The organism is Planktothrix mougeotii LEGE 06226 (genome assembly GCF_015207485.1).
Taxonomy (GTDB): Bacteria; Cyanobacteriota; Cyanobacteriia; order Cyanobacteriales; family Microcoleaceae; genus Planktothrix.
Window position 1 is genome coordinate 1 of record NZ_JADEWU010000055.1, and the last position, 19147, is coordinate 19147.

Sequence of the window (19147 nt, forward strand, 5' to 3'; positions counted from 1 at the left end):
CTGTTAATATCCTACATCCCCCTCTGGTTTCTAAACGTTTTTATTGTAAGCGTTGACGGGCCATCATGCGCCAGGTGAGTAATTCCGGTAAACGCCAGGTAACGCCGTTAGATTGTTGATCGGTTTCGTCCTGTTCTAAAGCCGTTTTCCAAAATGCTAGGGCTTGTTTGTGACGGTTTTGGGCTTCTAAAACTTGAGCTAAAATATAGTAAGCTACGGCATTAGATTCTTTTAATTCTAAAGATTGACGTAACTCAACTTCAGCTTGTTTAGGATTATTTTGCAAGAAATAAGCCCAACCTAGATTTTTATGTAAAGCAGAGCGAACGCCTTTATCTTTAACCTGAACAAGGGTTTTCTCTAATTTATCAATAGCTTCTCCGGTTTTGCCTTCTAAAATTTCTAACCGAGCTAAATTATTAACAGCCGCTTGTGCTGCTCGGTTATTGTCCACATCAACGAGAATTTGATAATGTTTTTTCGCAGGTTCAAACTGTTCTAGTTTCTCGTAAGTAGACCCTAGGTTATAATGACCTGCGCTTAAGGCGGGATGATAACGAACGGCTTGTAATAAGTCAGTTTTAGCGGATTGGAATTCTCCTTCTAAATAGTGTTTATAACCCAGTTCATTGAAGGATTTACCCATTAATTGATACCAGATTTCTTTTTTGAAATTGCTGTTAATGGTGTAACCGATGGGTTGTGACGATCGGACGGTTTCTAAGAGCGATCGCTCGATTAAGAAATCCAAGGAAATTTGAACTTCCGTTCCGGTTTCCGAGAGGATCAAATCCGTTGCCAACTCACTTAAGGTGGCTGGTTTGGGATTGACAGCTAACCAACAAACTAAACGAATTTCAAGCTCTGACAATTCTTGATCGGCTCGTAGATGTTGACGAACCAATTCTTCAATCACTAAGGTATTTTGCTTGATTAATTTGGTGAGATTTCCGATGGTTAAATCGGGGATTTTAGCCGACCATAATTTTAAGATTAAGGGATTACCTCCACATAAATGCACTAACTCCGACAGGTATTTTCCATCCAAATAGAGGCTTTCCTGACCGGAAAGTAACATTTGTTGAGAGTCTTGTTCAGATAAGCCTGTTAACTGAATAGACGGTTTAGAGGCAAATTTTTGCCAGGAGGGGGGAATTTCCCAACCCATTAATAACACGCTACTGCGATGGGAAGATTCACTCAATTGTTGCAGGAGGACTTCATAACTTTTGAAAGCGGCATCTTTACTTCCCAGTTGTGAAATATATTCCACTTCATCGATAATCAGTAAATATCGAGAATTGGATAGGGTTTTGATGAATTCAGCAATTTGTTCTGAATCATCCCAATCTGAGGGCGGTTTCGAGGTGGCCGGAAAAGTAGCAGCAATAAATTCGCTGGGAGAAGGTTTATCTCGAAGCGATCGCCAAATTACTTGGTCAAAGTCCGGGGCAATTTCTTGGACTAATTTCACCCCTAATGCAGTTTTTCCAATTCCTCCAATCCCTTCCACCATCATCAGAGGAGCGCGTTCTGTCACTAAACCTTGTTTTAAGGTGGCTAAGGCTTCTGAACGGCCATAAAAGGCTCCTAATCGAGGCGCGCTTCCCCAATCAATTTGAACATTACTACTGAAACCTTGACCATCAACTCCTCCCAGTAAGCGTTTTTTGCGACCGGATTGGCCGTTTTGTCCGCCCAGTTGATTTCCTTCCGATTGATATTCGGCTAATAACCGTTGCTGAAGTTTGGCCAACTTTCCTGGGCCAGCCCCGGTAATGTTTAATTTCCTATACACTTCTCCTAAACGTTTCTGCAAAGCGTCCTTGCGAACCCCTAAATGCTTAGAAATTGTGGTCATGGGTTCGCCTTGGATTGCTCGTGCCATGACTTCGAGTTCATTGTCGGAAATTCCCACTCTCGTGGCTACAGTCTTTAAAAATTCTCTGGGTACCATATCCAATTTAACCTAATAAATTTCAAGATTGAATGCCAGCTTGATACTAAATTCTGCTCTTGTCAATCCGAGTCAGTTTCTATCGATTGACAAGAGCAATAAAGGATCAATCTGGGGTGATCGTCGGACAAGGAAAATCAAGCTAGAACAACTTTGAGTTGTCTTCCTAACTATCCTGCCAACCCTTGAAAATAGCTCTATTCTGCATTGAGCAATTTGCCCAAAAACTCAAGAACTCTAAATTTTAAGTTTAGCATATCTTCTCGGTTTTATGAGCTAATTCCAGAATTTTAAGTTTTTATGCTCCCCAGTTGGAAAACAGCGATTCAGATGGAATCCGCTTTTCATCTCTGACGATAGCACCTGGAGTAATTTTAGCTCTAGTGGGCAGAACAGTCTTTCTGATCCGGAAACCGACGACGGGCATCCCGACAACAGCCGTTTGTAATCGGATAGGGGGGTCTAAGTTAAAAGTGAAGAGGATTTCCCCCTTTTTAAGGGCGGAGATCAGACAGTTTAGACCCGAAAATTCCCTGAGATTTGATCTTGTCCTCAAGCTCAACTTTGGCATCGGAATTCAACTTTTTGGGTCTGCTATCAAAACTCAAAAGGAACACACCTAAAGAATCTAAATTTAATCTTTAAATTGTTCTCAACTTCAAAAAAACAATGATAAGCTTTGGGAATATTAGCAAAGTCCAGAATAATATGGTGATTAGTCATAGCCATCTGAATAATTCTCCCCATTTAAGGACAAAAACCCTAGGAACTTCCCCATCTGCTCATCACTTAGCCCAAGTTAGACAAGTGAAACTCTTAGCAACGGGAAAATACTTACCTAAAAATCAAGTTACTGCTGAACAATTAGGGGAAAAATTGGGAATTGAAGCCGCTTGGATTGAAAAGAAATCTGGGGTCAAAGTTCGTCACTTTGTTCAAGATGAAACCGCTTCTCAAATGGGAGCAATGGCAGCTAAAAAAGCCTTAGAAACGGCGGGATTATCCTTAAATGATATTGATTGTATTGTTTGTACCAGTAGTGTTCCTGAACAGTCTATTCCTTGTACTGCTGCTTTAGTCCAAAAACAACTGGGAGGAGAGTCTTCAGGAATTGCAACTTTTGATATTAATTCAACTTGTTTAAGCTTTGTTGTTGGGTTAGATACCCTCTCTTATTTAGTAGATGCAGGACGCTATTCACGGGTGCTATTAGTGGCTTCAGAAATTGCCCTAGCTGTTGATTGGAACAATCGAGAAACCAGTACCTTATTTGGAGATGGAGCCGCTGCTGCAATTATTAGTAAAACTGATCCCCAAGAGGGTTCAAAAATTATCTGTTCTCGCCAAGAAACCTATAGTGAAGGTGCAGAATTATCCCAATGTTTAGCCGGAGGAAATCGTTATCATCCCCGTGAATATTCGGACAATCTGGATCGATTTTTATTTAAAATGCAAGGTCGGGCAATTTACCGTTTAGCTTCTCAAATTTTACCCGGATTTTTGGAACGATTGTTACAACCTGCGGGGTTAACCTTAGAAGAGATTGATTTTGTTATTCCCCATCAAGCAAGTTTAATGGCAATGGGTTTAATTCGTAAAGGATTAAATATTCCTGAAGAAAAATGGATGGTTATTGCTCACAATCACGGAAATACCATCGCCGCTTCGATTCCGATGACCCTCCATGAAGCCATTCAACAGGATAAAATTCATCGAGGCGATCGCATTTTGCTCTTAGGAACCTCCGCCGGATTTTCCGTTGGGGGGATGGTTTTAGAATATTAAAGCACTAACTTAATGAGGACTAATAATGAATGTTCTGATTTTAATTATAGCGCTAATTGCATTAGCAGAACGGGTGATCAAATGGATTTTAATTCAACAATTTTTCCAAAAAGCTCAACTTGAATCTGAATCTGTCCTTCCACTGGAATCCTATAATATTTCCATTTTGCAACCTATTTTAAGCGGTGATCCGACGTTATGGGACTGTCTGAGTCATAATTTAGCTTTAAAAACATCCTATGAACTAGAATTTATTTGGTTAATTGATCAAAATGATTCAGTTGCAGAGGTAGGATGTCATCAACTCATAGAAACCTATCCCGATGTTAAGGTTAAATTAATTTCTCTACCGCCATCCCCCAATCAAATTAGTCCCAAAATGTTTAAACTGATTGCTGGACTGAAGGAAGCAACGGGTAATATTATTGCGGTTTTAGACGATGATACCATGTTACCCAATCAAGCCTTTGATCAGTGTCTCCCCTATTTAGAAAAACCGGAGATTGGTGTTGCTTTTGGTTTACCTTATTATGTCAATTTTTCTAATTTTTGGTCAACCTTAGTGTCCAGTGTTGTGAATGGAAATAACTTACTTACCTATATTCCCTATACTTATATTATTAATCCTTTTACAATTAATGGAATGTTTTTTGTAATCAAACGAGAGGTGTTAGAAAAAGTTAATGGATTTGCAACTTTAGATAAATTTATTGTAGATGATTATGCGATCGCCCAACACTTCCGCCAACAGGGTTATCAACTCGCCCAAACTCCCGTTTGTCATGGAATTAGTACCCAAATTCAAGATTCTACCCACTATTTTAACTTGATCACACGCTGGTTTATTTTTCCTCAAGCCTCAATTTTAAAATCCTCTTCTGTTCAAGAATTAATTGTCTTTTATTTAATGGCATTTTTGCCGACTTTGTTTCCCCTTTTCGTCTTCCTTTATACTCTATTCTTTCCTTCCGTTTATGGGTTAATTTATGGACTGATTTACTTGAGTTTAAATTATGCCCTATTAAGCAACTTTAATCAAAATTATCTGCGGAATGCAACACCCAAGACCCATATTATCGTCTTAATTCTTGTGCAAATTTTACTACCCCTTCATATTATTATTTCCCTGTTTTTACCCCGAACTATTAACTGGAGAGGACATATTATGCAATTAACCGAAGAGGGAGGGTTTGAATTTATTCAACGTCGAGATTCTGTTTAAAGCAATGATATTAGTTATAGACATTATATTCAGTGCGATCGCATTCATTCTATTTTTCACCGGAATAGAAACTATACTATGGTGGTATACCTGGCATCAACAATCTCAACAAACCCAAATACCCAGCAAACCTTGGCAAACTGCGTTAGTTTTTATTACTGGAATTAGTGACTATACCCAAGAAAATTTAGACCCAGAACAAATCAATTTTATTCATAAAATTACTCAAAGTTATCAAATTGATCAAATTATTGCAGAACCCTTTCCTTGGCAATCATTAACCGATAAAACCTTAATTTTATCCCAATTTTGGAAGTTTTTACACCTTCAACCCCTACCTTTATGGGTGATGTCTTTACACAACTTTTGGCAAACGATTTTAATTTTAGGATTAACAAATTCTTATGGAAAAGATATTGCACACTGTGTATTAAACCGCCTGGGTTTACCAAAATCTACTCCTAGTCAACTGATCTTTTTATGCGGAAGTACAGGGACAGGAATGGCGTTGGCTTCCCTCCCTTATTTAAAACAATATCTTTCCTCTAAATTGATTATTATTTCTTACGGAGGCGTGTTTGGGTTATCTCCAGGATTAAATGATATGGATCAGTTGTTTCATCTTGTGGGAAATCAAGATTATTGGGCAAAATTAGGTGAAATATTATTACTCAATCGAGGTGATTATACCACAGTTTTTACAAAAGCAAAACAAGAAAATCGCTTATTCAGTGTTTCGACTGGAGAACATAAACATCTGGATTATTTAAGCGATCGCAATTCCCAAACCAACCTTAAAACCGATCAACAATTAACCCTAGAAACTATTTTAAATTTAAAAATTTTAGGCTTAAAATCCCGTTTTGATAAATGCCCCTAGTCTTCAGAATCAAGCTATTACAAAAACTGACTGTTTTAAGATTCAGATATTTTGTTTTCAGTTGGCTTCTGGATCTGATAAAATAGCAGATGTAGTCTCAGTTTTAATAAATGTAGTTTGACTTAAATCAGTTCCAGCTAAATTAGCTTGATTCAAATTAACCGCAAATAAAATTACCCCCCTTAAATTAGCTCCTATTAAATTAGCATCTTCGAGATCTGTATAAATTAATTTAGCTCCTCTTAAATCAGCCCCTCTTAAATCGGCGCCTTTCAAATTGGTTTTAAATAATTTAGCACAGGTTAAATCTGCCTTTCTGAGGTCGGCATAAATTAATTTAGCGCTCGACAAATCAGCACCACTTAAATTGGTTTCAATTAAGTTAGCAAATAAATGAGAATTGCTTAAATCAGCGCCACTTAAATTCGCCGATTTTAAATTACTTTGCCAAAGCAAAATACTTTTTAATACGGCTCCTCTTAAATCAGCACCCTGCAAATTCACCCCAATAAAACCCCGTTTTCCTGTTGCATAACGATCTAATAATTCACGAGAGCTCATTAAAATAGAGGTCGGACTATGTTTTGTTGGCTTCATGGGATTTATGATTAAGCGTTTATAACTATACTTCTGTTATAACTCAAAGTGGATACTGGGTAATTCTTTAATTTTTATCCACCAAGAGACTCAGACTGATGTTATTACCAACAGAAAAATTCTGATCAGGAACACAAGCCATTTTATGAATGAGATTATTAATAATTTACCAGTATTTATACTCTTAAAAGGTATAAAAAATGACTTGAAGTTACAAAAATAAGCGATCACTTATTTTTGTAACAAAATCCCTGAAACTCAAATTTAATCGCGATTCTGGAATTGAGTCTGTGTCAAGGATTAACGTTCAACTAAAAAAATACTGAATTAAATACTACCTTAATAGATCTCCATGATTAACCTTGTCCTAGGGACTGCCAAATCGACTTGAAGGAATTTTGAGTCTGTTTTAAAACTTGATTCAGGGGTTTTTGAGCTTGAAGAAATACACGAGCGCAATTGCGACCCGGCATTCCTGAAATTGATCCCCCTGGATGAGTGCCTGCACCCGTTAAAAATAAACCTTGAATGGGGGTGGTATAATTCGCTAATTCAGGGAGGGGACGGAAAAAAATCATTTGATCTAAGGTCATATCAATATGATAACAATTGCCTTTATAAGACCCTAACCGTTCTCCCAATTCCGCCGGACTTTCTACCCGACGTGCTAAAATTGAAGGTTTGAGATTAGGAGAATATTCAGCAATTTTATCCAGCACTCGATCAGCGACTTTATATTTTAACTCATCCGTCCATCCGGTTCCATTTAACCCCGTTCCTTCGGCTCCTGCTATTTGATAGGGGGCAAAAAATTCAATCCATAAGGTATGTTTTCCTTCAGGAGCCATAGAGGGATCTAAGATTGTTGGTACGACTAAATAAACAGAAGGATCTTGATCAGGAATTTCCCCAACAGTACATAAATTATGGGCTTTTTCAACATGATTAACAGAATCTGCAATTAAAACTGATCCAATTAAATAACTATCTTGATGATTATAGGCTTCAAACCGTAAAGGTTCAGATAATGCACAATCAATTTTGAGAATCGTTTCATTATTATTAATCATTTTACGGTCTAACCGTTCTCGTAAATTAGGATCAGCCGCATCCACATCTGCCGCATCTAAACACTGTAAAAATAACCGTCGCGCATCAATATTAGAAATCACTCCCCGTTGGGCACGATATTCTTGCTGGTTTGAAACTCTAACCCCAACAGCGCGACCGTTATCAATTAATAATTTTTGAACAGGAGTATCTGTTAAAATAACCCCCCCTAAATGTTTAACTAAATTCACTAAGGCTTGAGTTAATGCACCTGTACCCCCGCGAGGTCGAGACATTCCCGGATGATGACGCATTGCTAACATACTTGCGCCGACAGAAATGCCTTTTTGAGAGGGAGGAGCACCAATTTCTGATGCTAATCTTGCTAAAGGAGCTTTAACAATTTCCGTATCAAACCATTCATTAACTAAATCCTCTGGACTAATTAACATCGTTCTGACAAAATCTAAGATTTTATCTTTTCCTCCCAAAACTGCTAATAAATCAATAAATGTCTCTCGGTCAAAGTTTTTGGCAATGTCAATAATTGAAGTCGGAGGCGCATTAAATAAAGGGCTAACGGCATTCATTAAGCGTTGCCAATATTCAACAAATTCTTTATATTTGCGGGCATCTCGTTCACTATATCGAGCAATTTCTGCACAGGTTTTTTCAACAGAACGATGAGCTAAAAAATACCGTCCATCGGGATGAGGACAAAACACAACGGGGTCACAATATAAATACTCTAAGCCATATTTTGTTAATTCTAATTCTTCTACAACGGGGCCAAGATGGATAAATTCATGATCAATAGCACAGAGGTTAAACTTAAATCCGGGTGCATCTTCGGGAATGACTTCTTCTGTCGTAGCAGCCCCCCCTGGAACGGGACGTTTTTCTAATAGTAAAACGCTATACCCAGCTTTGAGAAGATAAGCGGCACAAACCAACCCATTATGACCTGCACCAATGATGATCACATCATAAGTAGACATCAGAAACCCCCCTGTATTGATCACGTTGTTCAGTGTATCAATAGATGTTGATTTTTCCTAGTCCCTGGGGTAAAAAATAGAAAAAAATTTACATCTTTTGGAAGAAGGATGATTGATTTTAAATGATTATCTTAGTAAAAAGATACTAAAAATTTGATCTAAAATTAGGAGAAATGATGAGTCAAAATCAAACTGAAAATTCGGAAACTTTACCCGAAGAAGTCGCCCAAAATCCAGGCGCGAGAGCCGCTGCTATTAATAGTAATCCTACCATTACCCAAGAAGAAGCCAAAAATGCCGCCGAAGGAAAGAACCCCAATGGTGCTGGTGGTGTAGCTTCCAGTTCGGCTGAGTCTTACGTTCCCAGTTCTTCCGACCCTAACCCAACCGATCTTCCGAGTACCACCTAAGCTTAAGACGTTAACAGAAACCCCACCTCAATTATTCCCCTTGGGGATAGACTTGGGTGGGGTTAGGGGTTAATAAAAGCTAATAGAAATTGTAAAAAATTCTGACCTCTGGAGTTAAAGAGAAGTCATGCAGAGTTGGCAATTGAGTAAAAAAATGCTCTTATCTGATATAAGATTATAAGTTTTTTAATCGTTGCCAATCCCTTAAGTTACGACACTGCCGAAACAGGGAAAAAGCGGTTCCAAAGGAACAACCCTGACGCTGGGAAAAATCTCGAATTGTTGTTACAACTTCGAGCACGGTATCAGGATCGGCATCCAATTGAAGATGAACTTGCTCCAATAAGGAGACAACATTTTCAGCAGGTAAACACAGACTGAGAACTTCTTTGACTTGGGTGTATTTGTTGTTCACGGGCTCAGGTTTGGGTAAAGGGGAGACTAGATAGAATAATTCTATCTAAAGATAGATGAAAAAACTTAAAAGTTATTATATCTTATCATTTTCAAAACTCAGAAGTTGAGTTCGTTTTATTGGTTTTGATTAAAGTTTAAACAGAGAATTAATAAGCTGAAAACCTGAAATCTTTATCCTTCTAGGCTAAATCAAGCCCTAATTCAACTAAATTTATTGAGATTGAACATTCCGATGGTTCAAGAAAAATATTCCATGACCGAAGTTCGACAATAAATTTAATAATCTCGATAATAATGGGTTTCTTGTTTATCTCCATTCGCCACCATTCCTAATACAGGAACCCCGGCGGTGTTAATTTCCCTCAACGCTAAACTAAAGGCTTCTCGGTCAGTTTTTCCTAAACCTACAACCATCATTAACCCATCGGTATGAGGCGCTAATAAATTAGCATCAGCTAACCCTAAAATTGGGGCGGTATCGTAAATAATTAAATCAAAAGATTCCTGCAATTGCTTCATTAACTCTTGCATTTGTTTTGAGGATAATAACCGAGTCGGATCAGAATAAAAGTCTCCGGCGGTTAAGACATATAAATTATCCTCGTTAGGAGCCTGTTTAATCACGGTTTTAAACTCTAGTTTTTCTGTAATAATATTAGTTAAACCTTGTTGATTTAAAAGCTCTAACATGGTATGAATCCGAGGACAACGTAAATCAGCATCAACTAACAAAACCCGTTGACCCATTGCTGCTGCTCCTTGTGCTAAATTCATGGCAATGGTGGATTTTCCATCGGATGGAGTTGCAGATGTAATCACACAGGAACGCACAGTCCCTTCAGGATTAAGTAGGCGTAAATTTGTATTTAAAGCTCGGAATGCCTCTTGGAATGGGCTACAAGCGGGATAGCTGATATTAGAAATATCGATATTGGGAGCAATAGAACCCGGAAGCATTAATGCTTCATTACTAGCAGGAATTACCCCTAATAAAGGTAAACCAATACTATCAGTAACTTCATGGGTCGTGCGATAGACATTATTGAATCGTTCCAGAATTTGAGCCGTAATTGCTCCTAAGAATAATCCCACTAATCCTCCTAATGCTAAATTAAAAGGAACATAGGGAGAAACGGCCATTAATTCCCCATTGGTTTGGCTAGGAATGCGAGGGGGTGCAATCAGTTCCCAAGGTTCGGGTTGCGTTTTAGGAACGACTTCTAATTGCATGGCTTGGCGTTTATTGGTGAGTTCTGTTAGTTGAGTATTCGTGGTTTTCAACTGTTGTTGTAAACTGTTATAACGACTAAAAACCACTGGAAACACTTGAGAATATTGGTTAAATTCTTGAGCCGCTTTTTCTAAAACTTCATTTCTAACCTTCAACATCTCAATATTATTAGCCGTCATCACTAACTGCTGAATAAGATCCATTCTAATAGAATCTTGAAACCGGATAATATTAGGATCAACCTGATCAGAATTTTTTCCTAAAATCCGTTTTGCTTCCTGTTCTAATAAGGGTAATAATTGCGATCGCTGATCTAATAATACTTGAATTTGAGGAGCATTTCCTTTAAAACGAGCAGATTCAATCGCAATTTTTGTCTCTAATTGTAATAACTCTTGCAATAAGCCTTGATATTGGGGAGATTGACTTAAGGCGGATGCGAGTAATGCTTCTTCGGGTTTTAATCCTAATTGTTGTTGTAAGGTTTGATATTGAGATTCTTGCTGCTGAAGTTGAGCTTGAGTTTCTAACTTTTGGGATTGTATTTGACTATTTTGTTGAGCTAAATATTGAGTTTGAAGTTGGGGGTCAATAAAGTTATATTGTTGTTGTAGTTTTTGAATTTCTTGCTGAAGTTGCGGGATTTTTTTCTCTAATGGGGTAATTTGCTGTTGAATTAACTTGAATTGTTGTTCCCGCTCTTGAGCCTTTTTATCTTCAGGAATACTATATTTTAAATAACCCTCAGCAAGTTTTTCTAAAACAAATTGCACTTTCTGAGGTTCAGCATCTTGATAACTTACCTCTACAATTCGAGTTTCTTTTAACGGTTTAATCGAGAGAATATCCCGTTTCCAAAAGGTTTGTCCAGTTGTTTTATTAAACAGAGAATCATAAGTTACTTCAGGATAGCGGGTTTGAATCGCTTTCAGAATTCCTGACATTAATTTAGGACTTTGTAAAATTTCGATTTGGGAATAATAATCTAAATCTGCCTTCCCCTCTACCTGAGAAGATTGAGGCGGAGATTCAACTAAAATTTGAAACGACCCTTTATATTCAGGCGTTTGATTAATTGTCCACAGATAAACGCCCGCAGTAACGGCTGTTGTCACTCCTAAAACAACAATGGCTCGTTTCCATAAAACCTGCAAAAAATTAGATTTTTCTCCTTGATTATATTCGAGAGGATATAAATCCGCATCATAATATAAAGGACTCCCGGACGGAATTCTTTCTACAGAATAGAGCGGTTTTTGAGGATGAGCAGCAGATAACCGAGATAATTTCCTAGTTTTCATCTTAATTTTGGGGGTAATTTTAACAATTTAAGTTTTGTAATTCGTAATTCGTAATTCGTAATTCGTAATTCCCTGTTCCCTCTCCTATTAAAAAATATTAACAAACCGAAATAATCCCAAGAAATTGTTAATCGGACTTAAGGAATTTAACACTGTTCCTAAACCATCTCGGAAAGAAGCACCCCCCGACCGACCGACAACAATAACATCATTATTTCTCAACTTAGGATTCGTTTCTTCGTTGACTTCCGCCGATAAATTAATCGGAATGGGCCGTCGAGAAACCGTCCCATTTGGATGTAAGCGAATTAACTCCACCTCTTTCTTATTAGCACGAGATTCATTAAATCCTCCCGCCTCCACCAGCGCTTGATTGAGGGATGTATTGGGAGCAACACTTTTCGCCCCTGGAGAGACCACTTCACCCACAATACTAATTTTTAGCGTATCAGGAGAAAAACTCGCTGCGGCTACTTCTGCATTTTCTTCCGTTTCAGCCGTTGTCGCCGTGGACACAATAATTGTATCTCCCTGTTGTAACATCGCATCTTGAGTGACATCTCCTTCCTGTAAAAGTTTCCACAGGTCAACCTGAATGTGTTGTTCTGTTCCCGTCCGGGTCAGCCGTCGTACCTGAATATTGCGGATATCCGCTTGAGACGTAATTCCCCCCGCCACTTTCAGAGCTTGTGTTACGGTTAATATTCCCCCACTGGCCGTTGAAACAACACCTTCAGTTAATTGACCTGGTTCTGGGGAAACTTGGGGAATGAGTTCAGCCCTTAAGGTATGGGTTCCCGGACGATTAACAGCCCCAACAACAGCTACATTAATCGGTTGATTCGTATTACTAGCAAAATTAGCCGTAACTAATTGGGAAGATTCCAGCGCGTTGTGTTCTGTGGCGGTGGGAATATAAATCGTGTCACCATCGCGCAAGGTAATATCCTGGCGTAAATCCCCCGTTTGTACCAATTCCCACAAATCCAAATTCAGAATTTTTTCCCCCCCATTTCCCAGAGAACGGCGAATTTTAACTTGTCGAACATCCGCCGAGGGGGTAATTCCCCCCGCCATTTGCAAAACACGGGTAATCGTCGGTAAACGCCCCCCCATCTTCTGCACCTCTGGAGTATTCGTAGAGACGCGCCAGGGCCCGTCTGTACTCGCAGACAACAGATAAGACCCCGGACGTTGAACCTCTCCAGTCACAGCAATTTGTAGAGGACGAGCCGCGAGTAATTGCACTGTTAATAAAGGTCGTTGTAAATATTCCCCATAGCGTTGTTGAACAATAGCCGTTACTTGGTCTAAGGTGAGTCCTTTCACCACCAAATTCCCAATTAAAGGTAAATTTACAGAACCATCAATTCCAACTTGATGCTGACCATTATTACCACTATATTCAGGAACATTAAAAATATCCAGTTGGAGCAAATCTCCTGGCCCTAATGTATAACCTTGGCTATCTTCAACGGGGAAATTTCCGGTTGATGGAGGAACCTGTATCGGTTGAGACAAGGGCGATTGAGCCTGGGTTATTGATGAATGTCCAACGATGACCGCAACGGTCACGAAAAACCCCCATAGGGTTAATTTAGGTTTTGAAAATAAAATTTTTGCCATTGAATCCAAATATCATGCGTAGTAAGCCCTTCAGGGCTTTTTCCCCATCCGTAGTAAGCCCTTCAGGGCTTTTTTCTTACCGTGTTTTGTTTTAAGCCCTGAAGGGCTGACTACAAGAATTAACAAATCACCCTGACACTAAACCTGATTTTAACCGATAATTTTTATCGTTGTTTTTGTTAAAAAACTTCTCATGAATCAATTACAAGCGGATGTTTTAGTGGTTGGGGGAGGAACAGGGGGAACTGCGGCAGCATTACAAGCCGCTCGTCGTGGGGCGAAGACGATTTTAGTCAGTCAATGGTCAATGTTAGGAGGAATGTTAACATCTGGGGGAGTTCCAGCACCGGATGGTAATGAATTAGTAGCATTTCAAACCGGAATTTGGGGGGCATTTCTCCGAGAATTAAACCAGCGTCAACCCGGAGGTTTAGATTATGCTTGGGTGAGTTTCTTTACCTATCATCCCCAAATTGGAGCGAATATTTTTGCAGACTGGGTGAAAGCAGAACCTAATTTATTATGGATTTCAGGACAATACCCTTTAGAAGTTGTTAAACAAGAAAATTCTATTAAAAAAGTTCGATTTCAATCTTATATCATAGAAGCAAAAATCATCTTAGATGCAACAGAATTAGGTGACCTTTTAGAACTTGCTGAAATTCCCTATCGTTGGGGATGGGAATTACAAACTCAATGGCAAGAACCCAGCGCTCCCCTAGGAGAATTCCCCGTCATCAAAAATACCCCTATTCAAGCTCCTACCTGGGTGTTTATGATGCAGGATTTTGGAGAAAATCAAATCGCCCCAGAAATTCCAGCACCTCCAATTGAGACTCCAGAATTATTTACAAATGCTTGGAAAAATTACGGTGCAGAATCGTTTCTCAACTATGGGAAACTTCCCGGTGAACAATTTATGATTAATTGGCCGATTCACGGAAATGATTATGATCAAAAATTAGATCGTTTAATCGGTTCCGAAGCTGAACGGTTACAATTTTGGCAAGAAAGTTTTTGGCATAGTTTAAGTTTTGCTCGGTTTATTCAACAACAACTCGGAGGACATTATGGGTTAGCAATGGGAACTTTCCCCCTAGAAAATCGACCTAATTTTAATATAGATCCCGCTATTTTATCCGCTTTTGCCTTACATCCTTATTATCGAGAAAGTCGTCGAGTTCAAGGATTAACTACCATTCGAGAACAGGATATTTTACCGACTGACAAGGGTTATACGGCTTTATTACCCATCAATGAAAGGGGAGAATGTGAAGCGATCGCTATTGGAAATTATGCGAATGATCACCATTATACCACTTTTGAATGGCTTGTAAAACCTAAAAGTCTACGTTGGGGAGGACGTTGGACAGGAACTCCTTTTACTATTCCCTATCGAGCGTTAATTCCTATTAGTCTTGATGATTTATTTGTCTGTGAAAAAAATATTTCTGTTTCCCATATTGCTAACGGTGCGACTCGTTTACAACCTGTGGTATTAGGAATAGGACAAGCTGCCGGAATGGCAGCAGCGTTATGTATTGAACAAGGAATAAAACCCCATGAATTATCGGTTAGAACGTTACAAAATGCCTTATTAACTGATAAAATTGCTCCGCAAGCGGTGATTCCTTTATTTAATTTAACTCCCGATCATCCTGATTGGTTAAAGTGGCAATATTATTATTTAGATCACCCGGAATTATATCCGATTGATGCTAATTGTCCCGCATCTGGAATTTCTTCCTATCCTTCCCCGAATAGTCAGCCTTTTTCAGGTGTTTTTCAGCGTCAACAGGATCAAGATTATACCTTTACCCTAACTCAAGGAAAATTTACAGGTCAAACGGCAAAATTAGTCACGTTACACCCAGAAATTAACGAACAATTACAAAACCTTATTAGTCCCTCAACCCTAAAAATTTACGGACGATTTAATCTTTCAGGAAATTGGTTAATTGTAGAAACCTTAAATTCCATTCAAAACCCTTAAAAGCGGTTTTCTGAAAGTTAATTGATGTCAGTTTATTGATCAGACTGTTTTCTAACTTTTACACCCGTTAAAAAAGGGTTAATACCCGGATAAAATCAAGAGGGATCAAAAACGTTTTCCGATTAATCCTGATCTAAAGACTAAGGGTTTGTATACAGAAGTGGATAGACTTAAACGGACACTCTATTATGCAAACCTATACATCTTTAGTTTTATCAGTTTCTTTATTGATTGGTCTGACAACTAACGCTTTAGCAGTTAATCCGAGCGCCCATCAATTATCAGATATTCTAACTGATCAACAATTACTTTCCGCCCGTACCCAACTCAATGGCCCCTATGAACCCGACCGAGGTGGTGGACGTCGGGATTTCAGGGATACAACCCATTCTAATGATGTTAATGCTCAACTTTAATTAAGGGTTAAAAACTCAATAACAACCATCCTCAGAAACCGGCTTTCTTCAAGAAACCCGGTTTCTATAATTGTTTAAAAAACACTAAACCACTATAAAGATGAAACGCATTATCCCAAAGACTTTCTGATTTACGAGGTACATCAATATAAGGGATAAGACGGCCTAGAAGTTGAGTATAATCTAAGGTGGTTTCTGCAAAAGGCGTAAATTCTGACCACAGTTGAGTCTGGGTTAAAGCTTGATTTAACTGTTCGGTTAACAAATTCCAGTTAATGCGAGTAGTGTTTTGGCTTTGGGGAAGGTCTTGAGTTTCCTGGGAAAATTGACTAAAATCTATTCCGTCTTGAAAATTATAACTGTGATCACAAAATCTTAAAATGCAACGTCGTTTCGGTAAATGTAAATCCAAAATTTGAGCATAATCTTGAGTCATTTCTTTATGCCGAAATCGATCTGATTTCCGACGACGTGGATCATAATCAAACATTTCTATAAATAAGGGTAATAATCCTTCAACCCGTTGACTAACTTCTTGCCAACTAAACGTTAGAGAACCTAATTGATCCTGTTCATTTTGACAAATAATGGTCGGTTGGGGCGATAAAGATTGAATAGATTGAACTCGGAATACATGAAGATTTTGAATGTCTGTTAATGCCACCCAAAACACAGGAATTCCCGCCTCTAACATTTCTTGACCATAAACTTTTAATTCTCCCATTTCCCCTGTTTTATACAGTCGCCAACCCCGACTTTGTAGCTGCATTCGGGCGGTATAGGGATCGGTTTTTAACATTCGCGCCAGGGTTTTAGCGGCATTTTGCTTGTGTTCGGACGCCAAAGGTTCTAAAATTAAAACACCGGGTTCGGTATTACTCGGATCAGTTTTTGCGTTAACAATGGCCTGTTGGCGTCGATTTTGTTCAAGGGTTTCAATTCGTTGTAATCCCTGACGCGCCTGGGCTACTATTTTAGGGTTAGTGGCATCTTTTAATAATTTTCGATAGACTTTTTCTGCGGTTTCCAGTTTATCGGTGCCTTCATACCAACGCCCAGCATACAACTGTACCCAAGGATTTTGGGGTGCTTGCTGTTGCAGTTGCTTTAAGAGTTTTGCGGCTTGGCGGTAGTCCTGACGGTCTAGGGCTTCTGCCACTTGTTCGAGTTCTGTCATGGTTTTACCCTATTGCCCTACTGTTATTGTGGCATTTTCTTAGATATAAAATCACCTCCCCGTAATTAACAGGAAGGTGAAAAAAATAAGGAGGGTTAAATCAGCTTATTTGGGGCAAACAGCAATATTATTGGCGTTGAGAACAATTGTTCCAGCAGGTTGTTGTTGAATTAAAATCGGGTTGCCTGTATCAGTTTTGATCAGTAAAGGACTTAAACCCAGACATCCTTGAATCGCTTCTCCCCATTCTTCGACTTTGCGGGTATATTCAGCCCGAATCCGGGGAACATCATCTAAGGTAATACCATTGGGGATGGGAGGTAAATTAGGGATAAACACCGTATCGGTAATCACCGCGTCACTGGTAATGCTTTTATCAACCCCTAATTCATAGATAATCGGATATTTGAATGCCGCAGGTAAGGTTCTATCCGGTAACGCTAAATCGGGTAAAGTTTCATAGATGGGGGGCTCAACCCGTCCAGTATCAGGGTCTTTGGGTTGATATTTATAGTCAAAGTCAGAGGGAACCACAGGTACCCCAATCGGATTTTGAGCCACAGCAGGTAATTGTGAACCTACTGCGATTAGGGCGCATAACCCACCAAGCAGTTTAGATTTCATTGTTTTCATCTCCTCAATCTCACCAGCGTGAATTATCTAACACCAAAGCAATAGCTTTTTGAGTTGGACTGGGTTTCTATCTTAGATCACTAAGATAGAGTTACTTGGCAACTCTATCAAATTTTACTCTCTATATCAAGGGAGATGGGGGACAAGCGGGACACTTGGGAACTGGGTGTTGGGGAAGAGGGGGTGGAGAATCAAGTACAATGAATAGAACAAAGGATTACCACATTAACGGGAACACAATATTCATGGATGGGTTTGAAGGTGTAACAATTCCCTTACCACCAGAGGGATATAAATCGGGATTTATCGGGATTATTGGCCGTCCGAATGTCGGGAAATCAACCTTAATGAATCAGATGGTGGGTCAAAAAATCGCCATCACGTCCCCAGTTGCTCAAACGACACGCAACCGTTTGCGGGGAATTCTGACGACTCCAGACGCTCAAATTATTTTTGTTGATACCCCTGGAATTCATAAACCCCATCATCAATTGGGTAAGGTTTTGGTTCAAAATGCTAAATTAGCGATTCAGTCTGTTGATGTTTTATTATTTGTCGTTGATAGTTCGGTGGATGCGGGCGGAGGCGATCGCTATATTGTAGAATTACTTGAACACGTCCAGGTTCCGATAATTCTAGGACTGAATAAACAAGATCAACAACCTTCTGATTATGAATATCTTGATCAAACCTATCAACAACTCGCCCAACCGTATCAATGGCCGATTGCTAAATTTTCGGCTTTAACCGGGGAAGGTGTTGATAATTTACAACGGTTATTAATTGATCGTTTAGAACCTGGCCCCTATTATTATCCCCCGGATTTAGTGACGGATCAACCTGAACGTTTCATTATTGGGGAATTGATTCGAGAACAAATTTTATACAATACCCGTGAAGAAGTTCCCCATTCTGTTGCGATTTCCGTTGACCGTGTGGAGGAAGATCCTAAAATTACTCGAATTTTAGCTACTATTCATGTTGAGCGACCTTCCCAAAAAGGAATTTTAATTGGTCATCAGGGAAGTATGCTTAAAACCATTGGAAGTGATGCGCGTCAACAAATTCAAAAGTTAATTGACGGAAAAGTCTATTTAGAATTGTTTGTGAAAGTTCAACCGAAATGGCGACAGTCCCGCAGTCAGTTAGCGGATTTAGGTTATCAAGTTGAACAATAATTTAATGGGTCTGAAGAAAGTTGATTCGTATTTATACTTAAAATTTGAGCAATCTCAATGTATCTCAGGAGTGCAGCAGAAATTGACTCCGCATTTATACTGAGGAAAAACTGAGGATTTTCCGCGTTTTCTGGGTCATCGGGAAAGGATAGAAGTGGGGACATGAGGCTGTCTTCAGGCTTGAGCGTGTCATTGATTTAGAGAACTTATCAAATCTAAAAGTAATTCAAACCATTGCAGGGTAGGCGTTTCCCAGGTTTGGGGTTCATAATAAGC

Annotated in this window: 15 protein-coding genes; 7 read left to right on the forward strand and 8 right to left on the reverse strand. The window is 39.1% G+C overall.

The window, feature by feature from the left end; translation table 11 throughout:
- Positions 1 to 40: 40 nt before the first annotated feature.
- A complete protein-coding gene (locus tag IQ236_RS19425; protein ID WP_193870824.1) occupies positions 41 to 1957 on the reverse strand; it encodes a tetratricopeptide repeat protein in 1917 nt (638 codons plus the stop codon).
- A gap of 669 nt (positions 1958 to 2626) precedes the next feature.
- Here IQ236_RS19425 and IQ236_RS19430 point away from each other — a divergent pair.
- The 3 genes from IQ236_RS19430 to IQ236_RS19440 are packed head-to-tail and all read left to right on the forward strand — an operon-like array spanning position 2627 to position 5844.
- On the forward strand, positions 2627 to 3742 hold the full coding sequence (locus IQ236_RS19430) for a beta-ketoacyl-ACP synthase III (RefSeq protein ID WP_228041749.1): 1116 nt from the start codon (positions 2627 to 2629) through the stop codon (positions 3740 to 3742).
- A gap of 25 nt (positions 3743 to 3767) precedes the next feature.
- A complete protein-coding gene (locus tag IQ236_RS19435; RefSeq protein ID WP_193870825.1) occupies positions 3768 to 4964 on the forward strand; it encodes a glycosyltransferase family 2 protein in 1197 nt (398 codons plus the stop codon).
- Positions 4965 to 4968: 4 nt separating this feature from the next.
- A complete protein-coding gene (locus tag IQ236_RS19440; RefSeq protein ID WP_193870826.1) occupies positions 4969 to 5844 on the forward strand; it encodes a hypothetical protein in 876 nt (291 codons plus the stop codon).
- Positions 5845 to 5901: 57 nt separating this feature from the next.
- Here IQ236_RS19440 and IQ236_RS19445 read toward each other — a convergent pair whose 3' ends face one another.
- Entirely contained in the window at positions 5902 to 6441 is a 540-nt protein-coding gene (locus IQ236_RS19445) for a pentapeptide repeat-containing protein (RefSeq protein ID WP_193870827.1), read from the reverse strand.
- Between the two features lie 356 nt (positions 6442 to 6797).
- Positions 6798 to 8489: a beta-carotene ketolase CrtO gene (gene crtO, locus IQ236_RS19450; protein WP_193870828.1), complete on the reverse strand. Its 1692-nt coding sequence runs from the start codon at positions 8487 to 8489 to the stop codon at positions 6798 to 6800.
- 173 nt (positions 8490 to 8662) lie between these two features.
- Here crtO and IQ236_RS19455 point away from each other — a divergent pair, with 173 nt between their 5' ends.
- Complete coding sequence (locus IQ236_RS19455) at positions 8663 to 8899, forward strand: hypothetical protein (RefSeq protein ID WP_228041750.1); 237 nt, start codon at positions 8663 to 8665, stop codon at positions 8897 to 8899.
- 175 nt (positions 8900 to 9074) lie between these two features.
- Here the strand turns inward: IQ236_RS19455 and IQ236_RS19460 are convergent, their stop codons facing one another.
- The 3 genes from IQ236_RS19460 to IQ236_RS19470 all read right to left on the reverse strand — a co-directional run bounded on the left by IQ236_RS19460 (position 9075) and on the right by IQ236_RS19470 (position 13474).
- Positions 9075 to 9314 (reverse strand): hypothetical protein, encoded by a 240-nt coding sequence (locus IQ236_RS19460; protein WP_190517921.1) that lies wholly within the window; start codon positions 9312 to 9314, stop codon positions 9075 to 9077.
- Positions 9315 to 9592: 278 nt separating this feature from the next.
- A complete protein-coding gene (locus tag IQ236_RS19465; RefSeq protein ID WP_193870829.1) occupies positions 9593 to 11848 on the reverse strand; it encodes a polysaccharide biosynthesis tyrosine autokinase in 2256 nt (751 codons plus the stop codon).
- A gap of 87 nt (positions 11849 to 11935) precedes the next feature.
- Positions 11936 to 13474, reverse strand: a complete 1539-nt coding sequence (locus tag IQ236_RS19470; protein ID WP_193870830.1) for an SLBB domain-containing protein — start codon at positions 13472 to 13474, stop codon at positions 11936 to 11938.
- A gap of 193 nt (positions 13475 to 13667) precedes the next feature.
- Here IQ236_RS19470 and IQ236_RS19475 point away from each other — a divergent pair, with 193 nt between their 5' ends.
- Together IQ236_RS19475 and patX are read left to right on the forward strand one after the other, a co-directional pair.
- Positions 13668 to 15467, forward strand: a complete 1800-nt coding sequence (locus IQ236_RS19475) for an FAD-dependent oxidoreductase (RefSeq protein ID WP_193870831.1) — start codon at positions 13668 to 13670, stop codon at positions 15465 to 15467.
- A gap of 188 nt (positions 15468 to 15655) precedes the next feature.
- Entirely contained in the window at positions 15656 to 15883 is a 228-nt protein-coding gene (gene patX, locus IQ236_RS19480) for a heterocyst-inhibiting protein PatX (RefSeq protein ID WP_190517929.1), read from the forward strand.
- A gap of 64 nt (positions 15884 to 15947) precedes the next feature.
- Here patX and IQ236_RS19485 read toward each other — a convergent pair whose 3' ends face one another.
- Both IQ236_RS19485 and IQ236_RS19490 read right to left on the reverse strand, forming a co-directional pair.
- Positions 15948 to 17060: a tetratricopeptide repeat protein gene (locus IQ236_RS19485; RefSeq protein WP_193870832.1), complete on the reverse strand. Its 1113-nt coding sequence runs from the start codon at positions 17058 to 17060 to the stop codon at positions 15948 to 15950.
- A 105-nt stretch (positions 17061 to 17165) separates the two neighbouring features.
- Positions 17166 to 17684 (reverse strand): hypothetical protein, encoded by a 519-nt coding sequence (locus tag IQ236_RS19490; RefSeq protein ID WP_193870833.1) that lies wholly within the window; start codon positions 17682 to 17684, stop codon positions 17166 to 17168.
- A gap of 254 nt (positions 17685 to 17938) precedes the next feature.
- On the opposite strand from IQ236_RS19490, the gene era reads away from it, so the two are divergent.
- Positions 17939 to 18871 carry a GTPase Era gene (gene era, locus IQ236_RS19495; RefSeq protein ID WP_193870849.1) on the forward strand — a complete coding sequence of 311 codons (933 nt, stop codon included), beginning with the start codon at positions 17939 to 17941 and terminating at the stop codon, positions 18869 to 18871.
- The last annotated feature ends 276 nt before the right edge of the window (positions 18872 to 19147 follow it).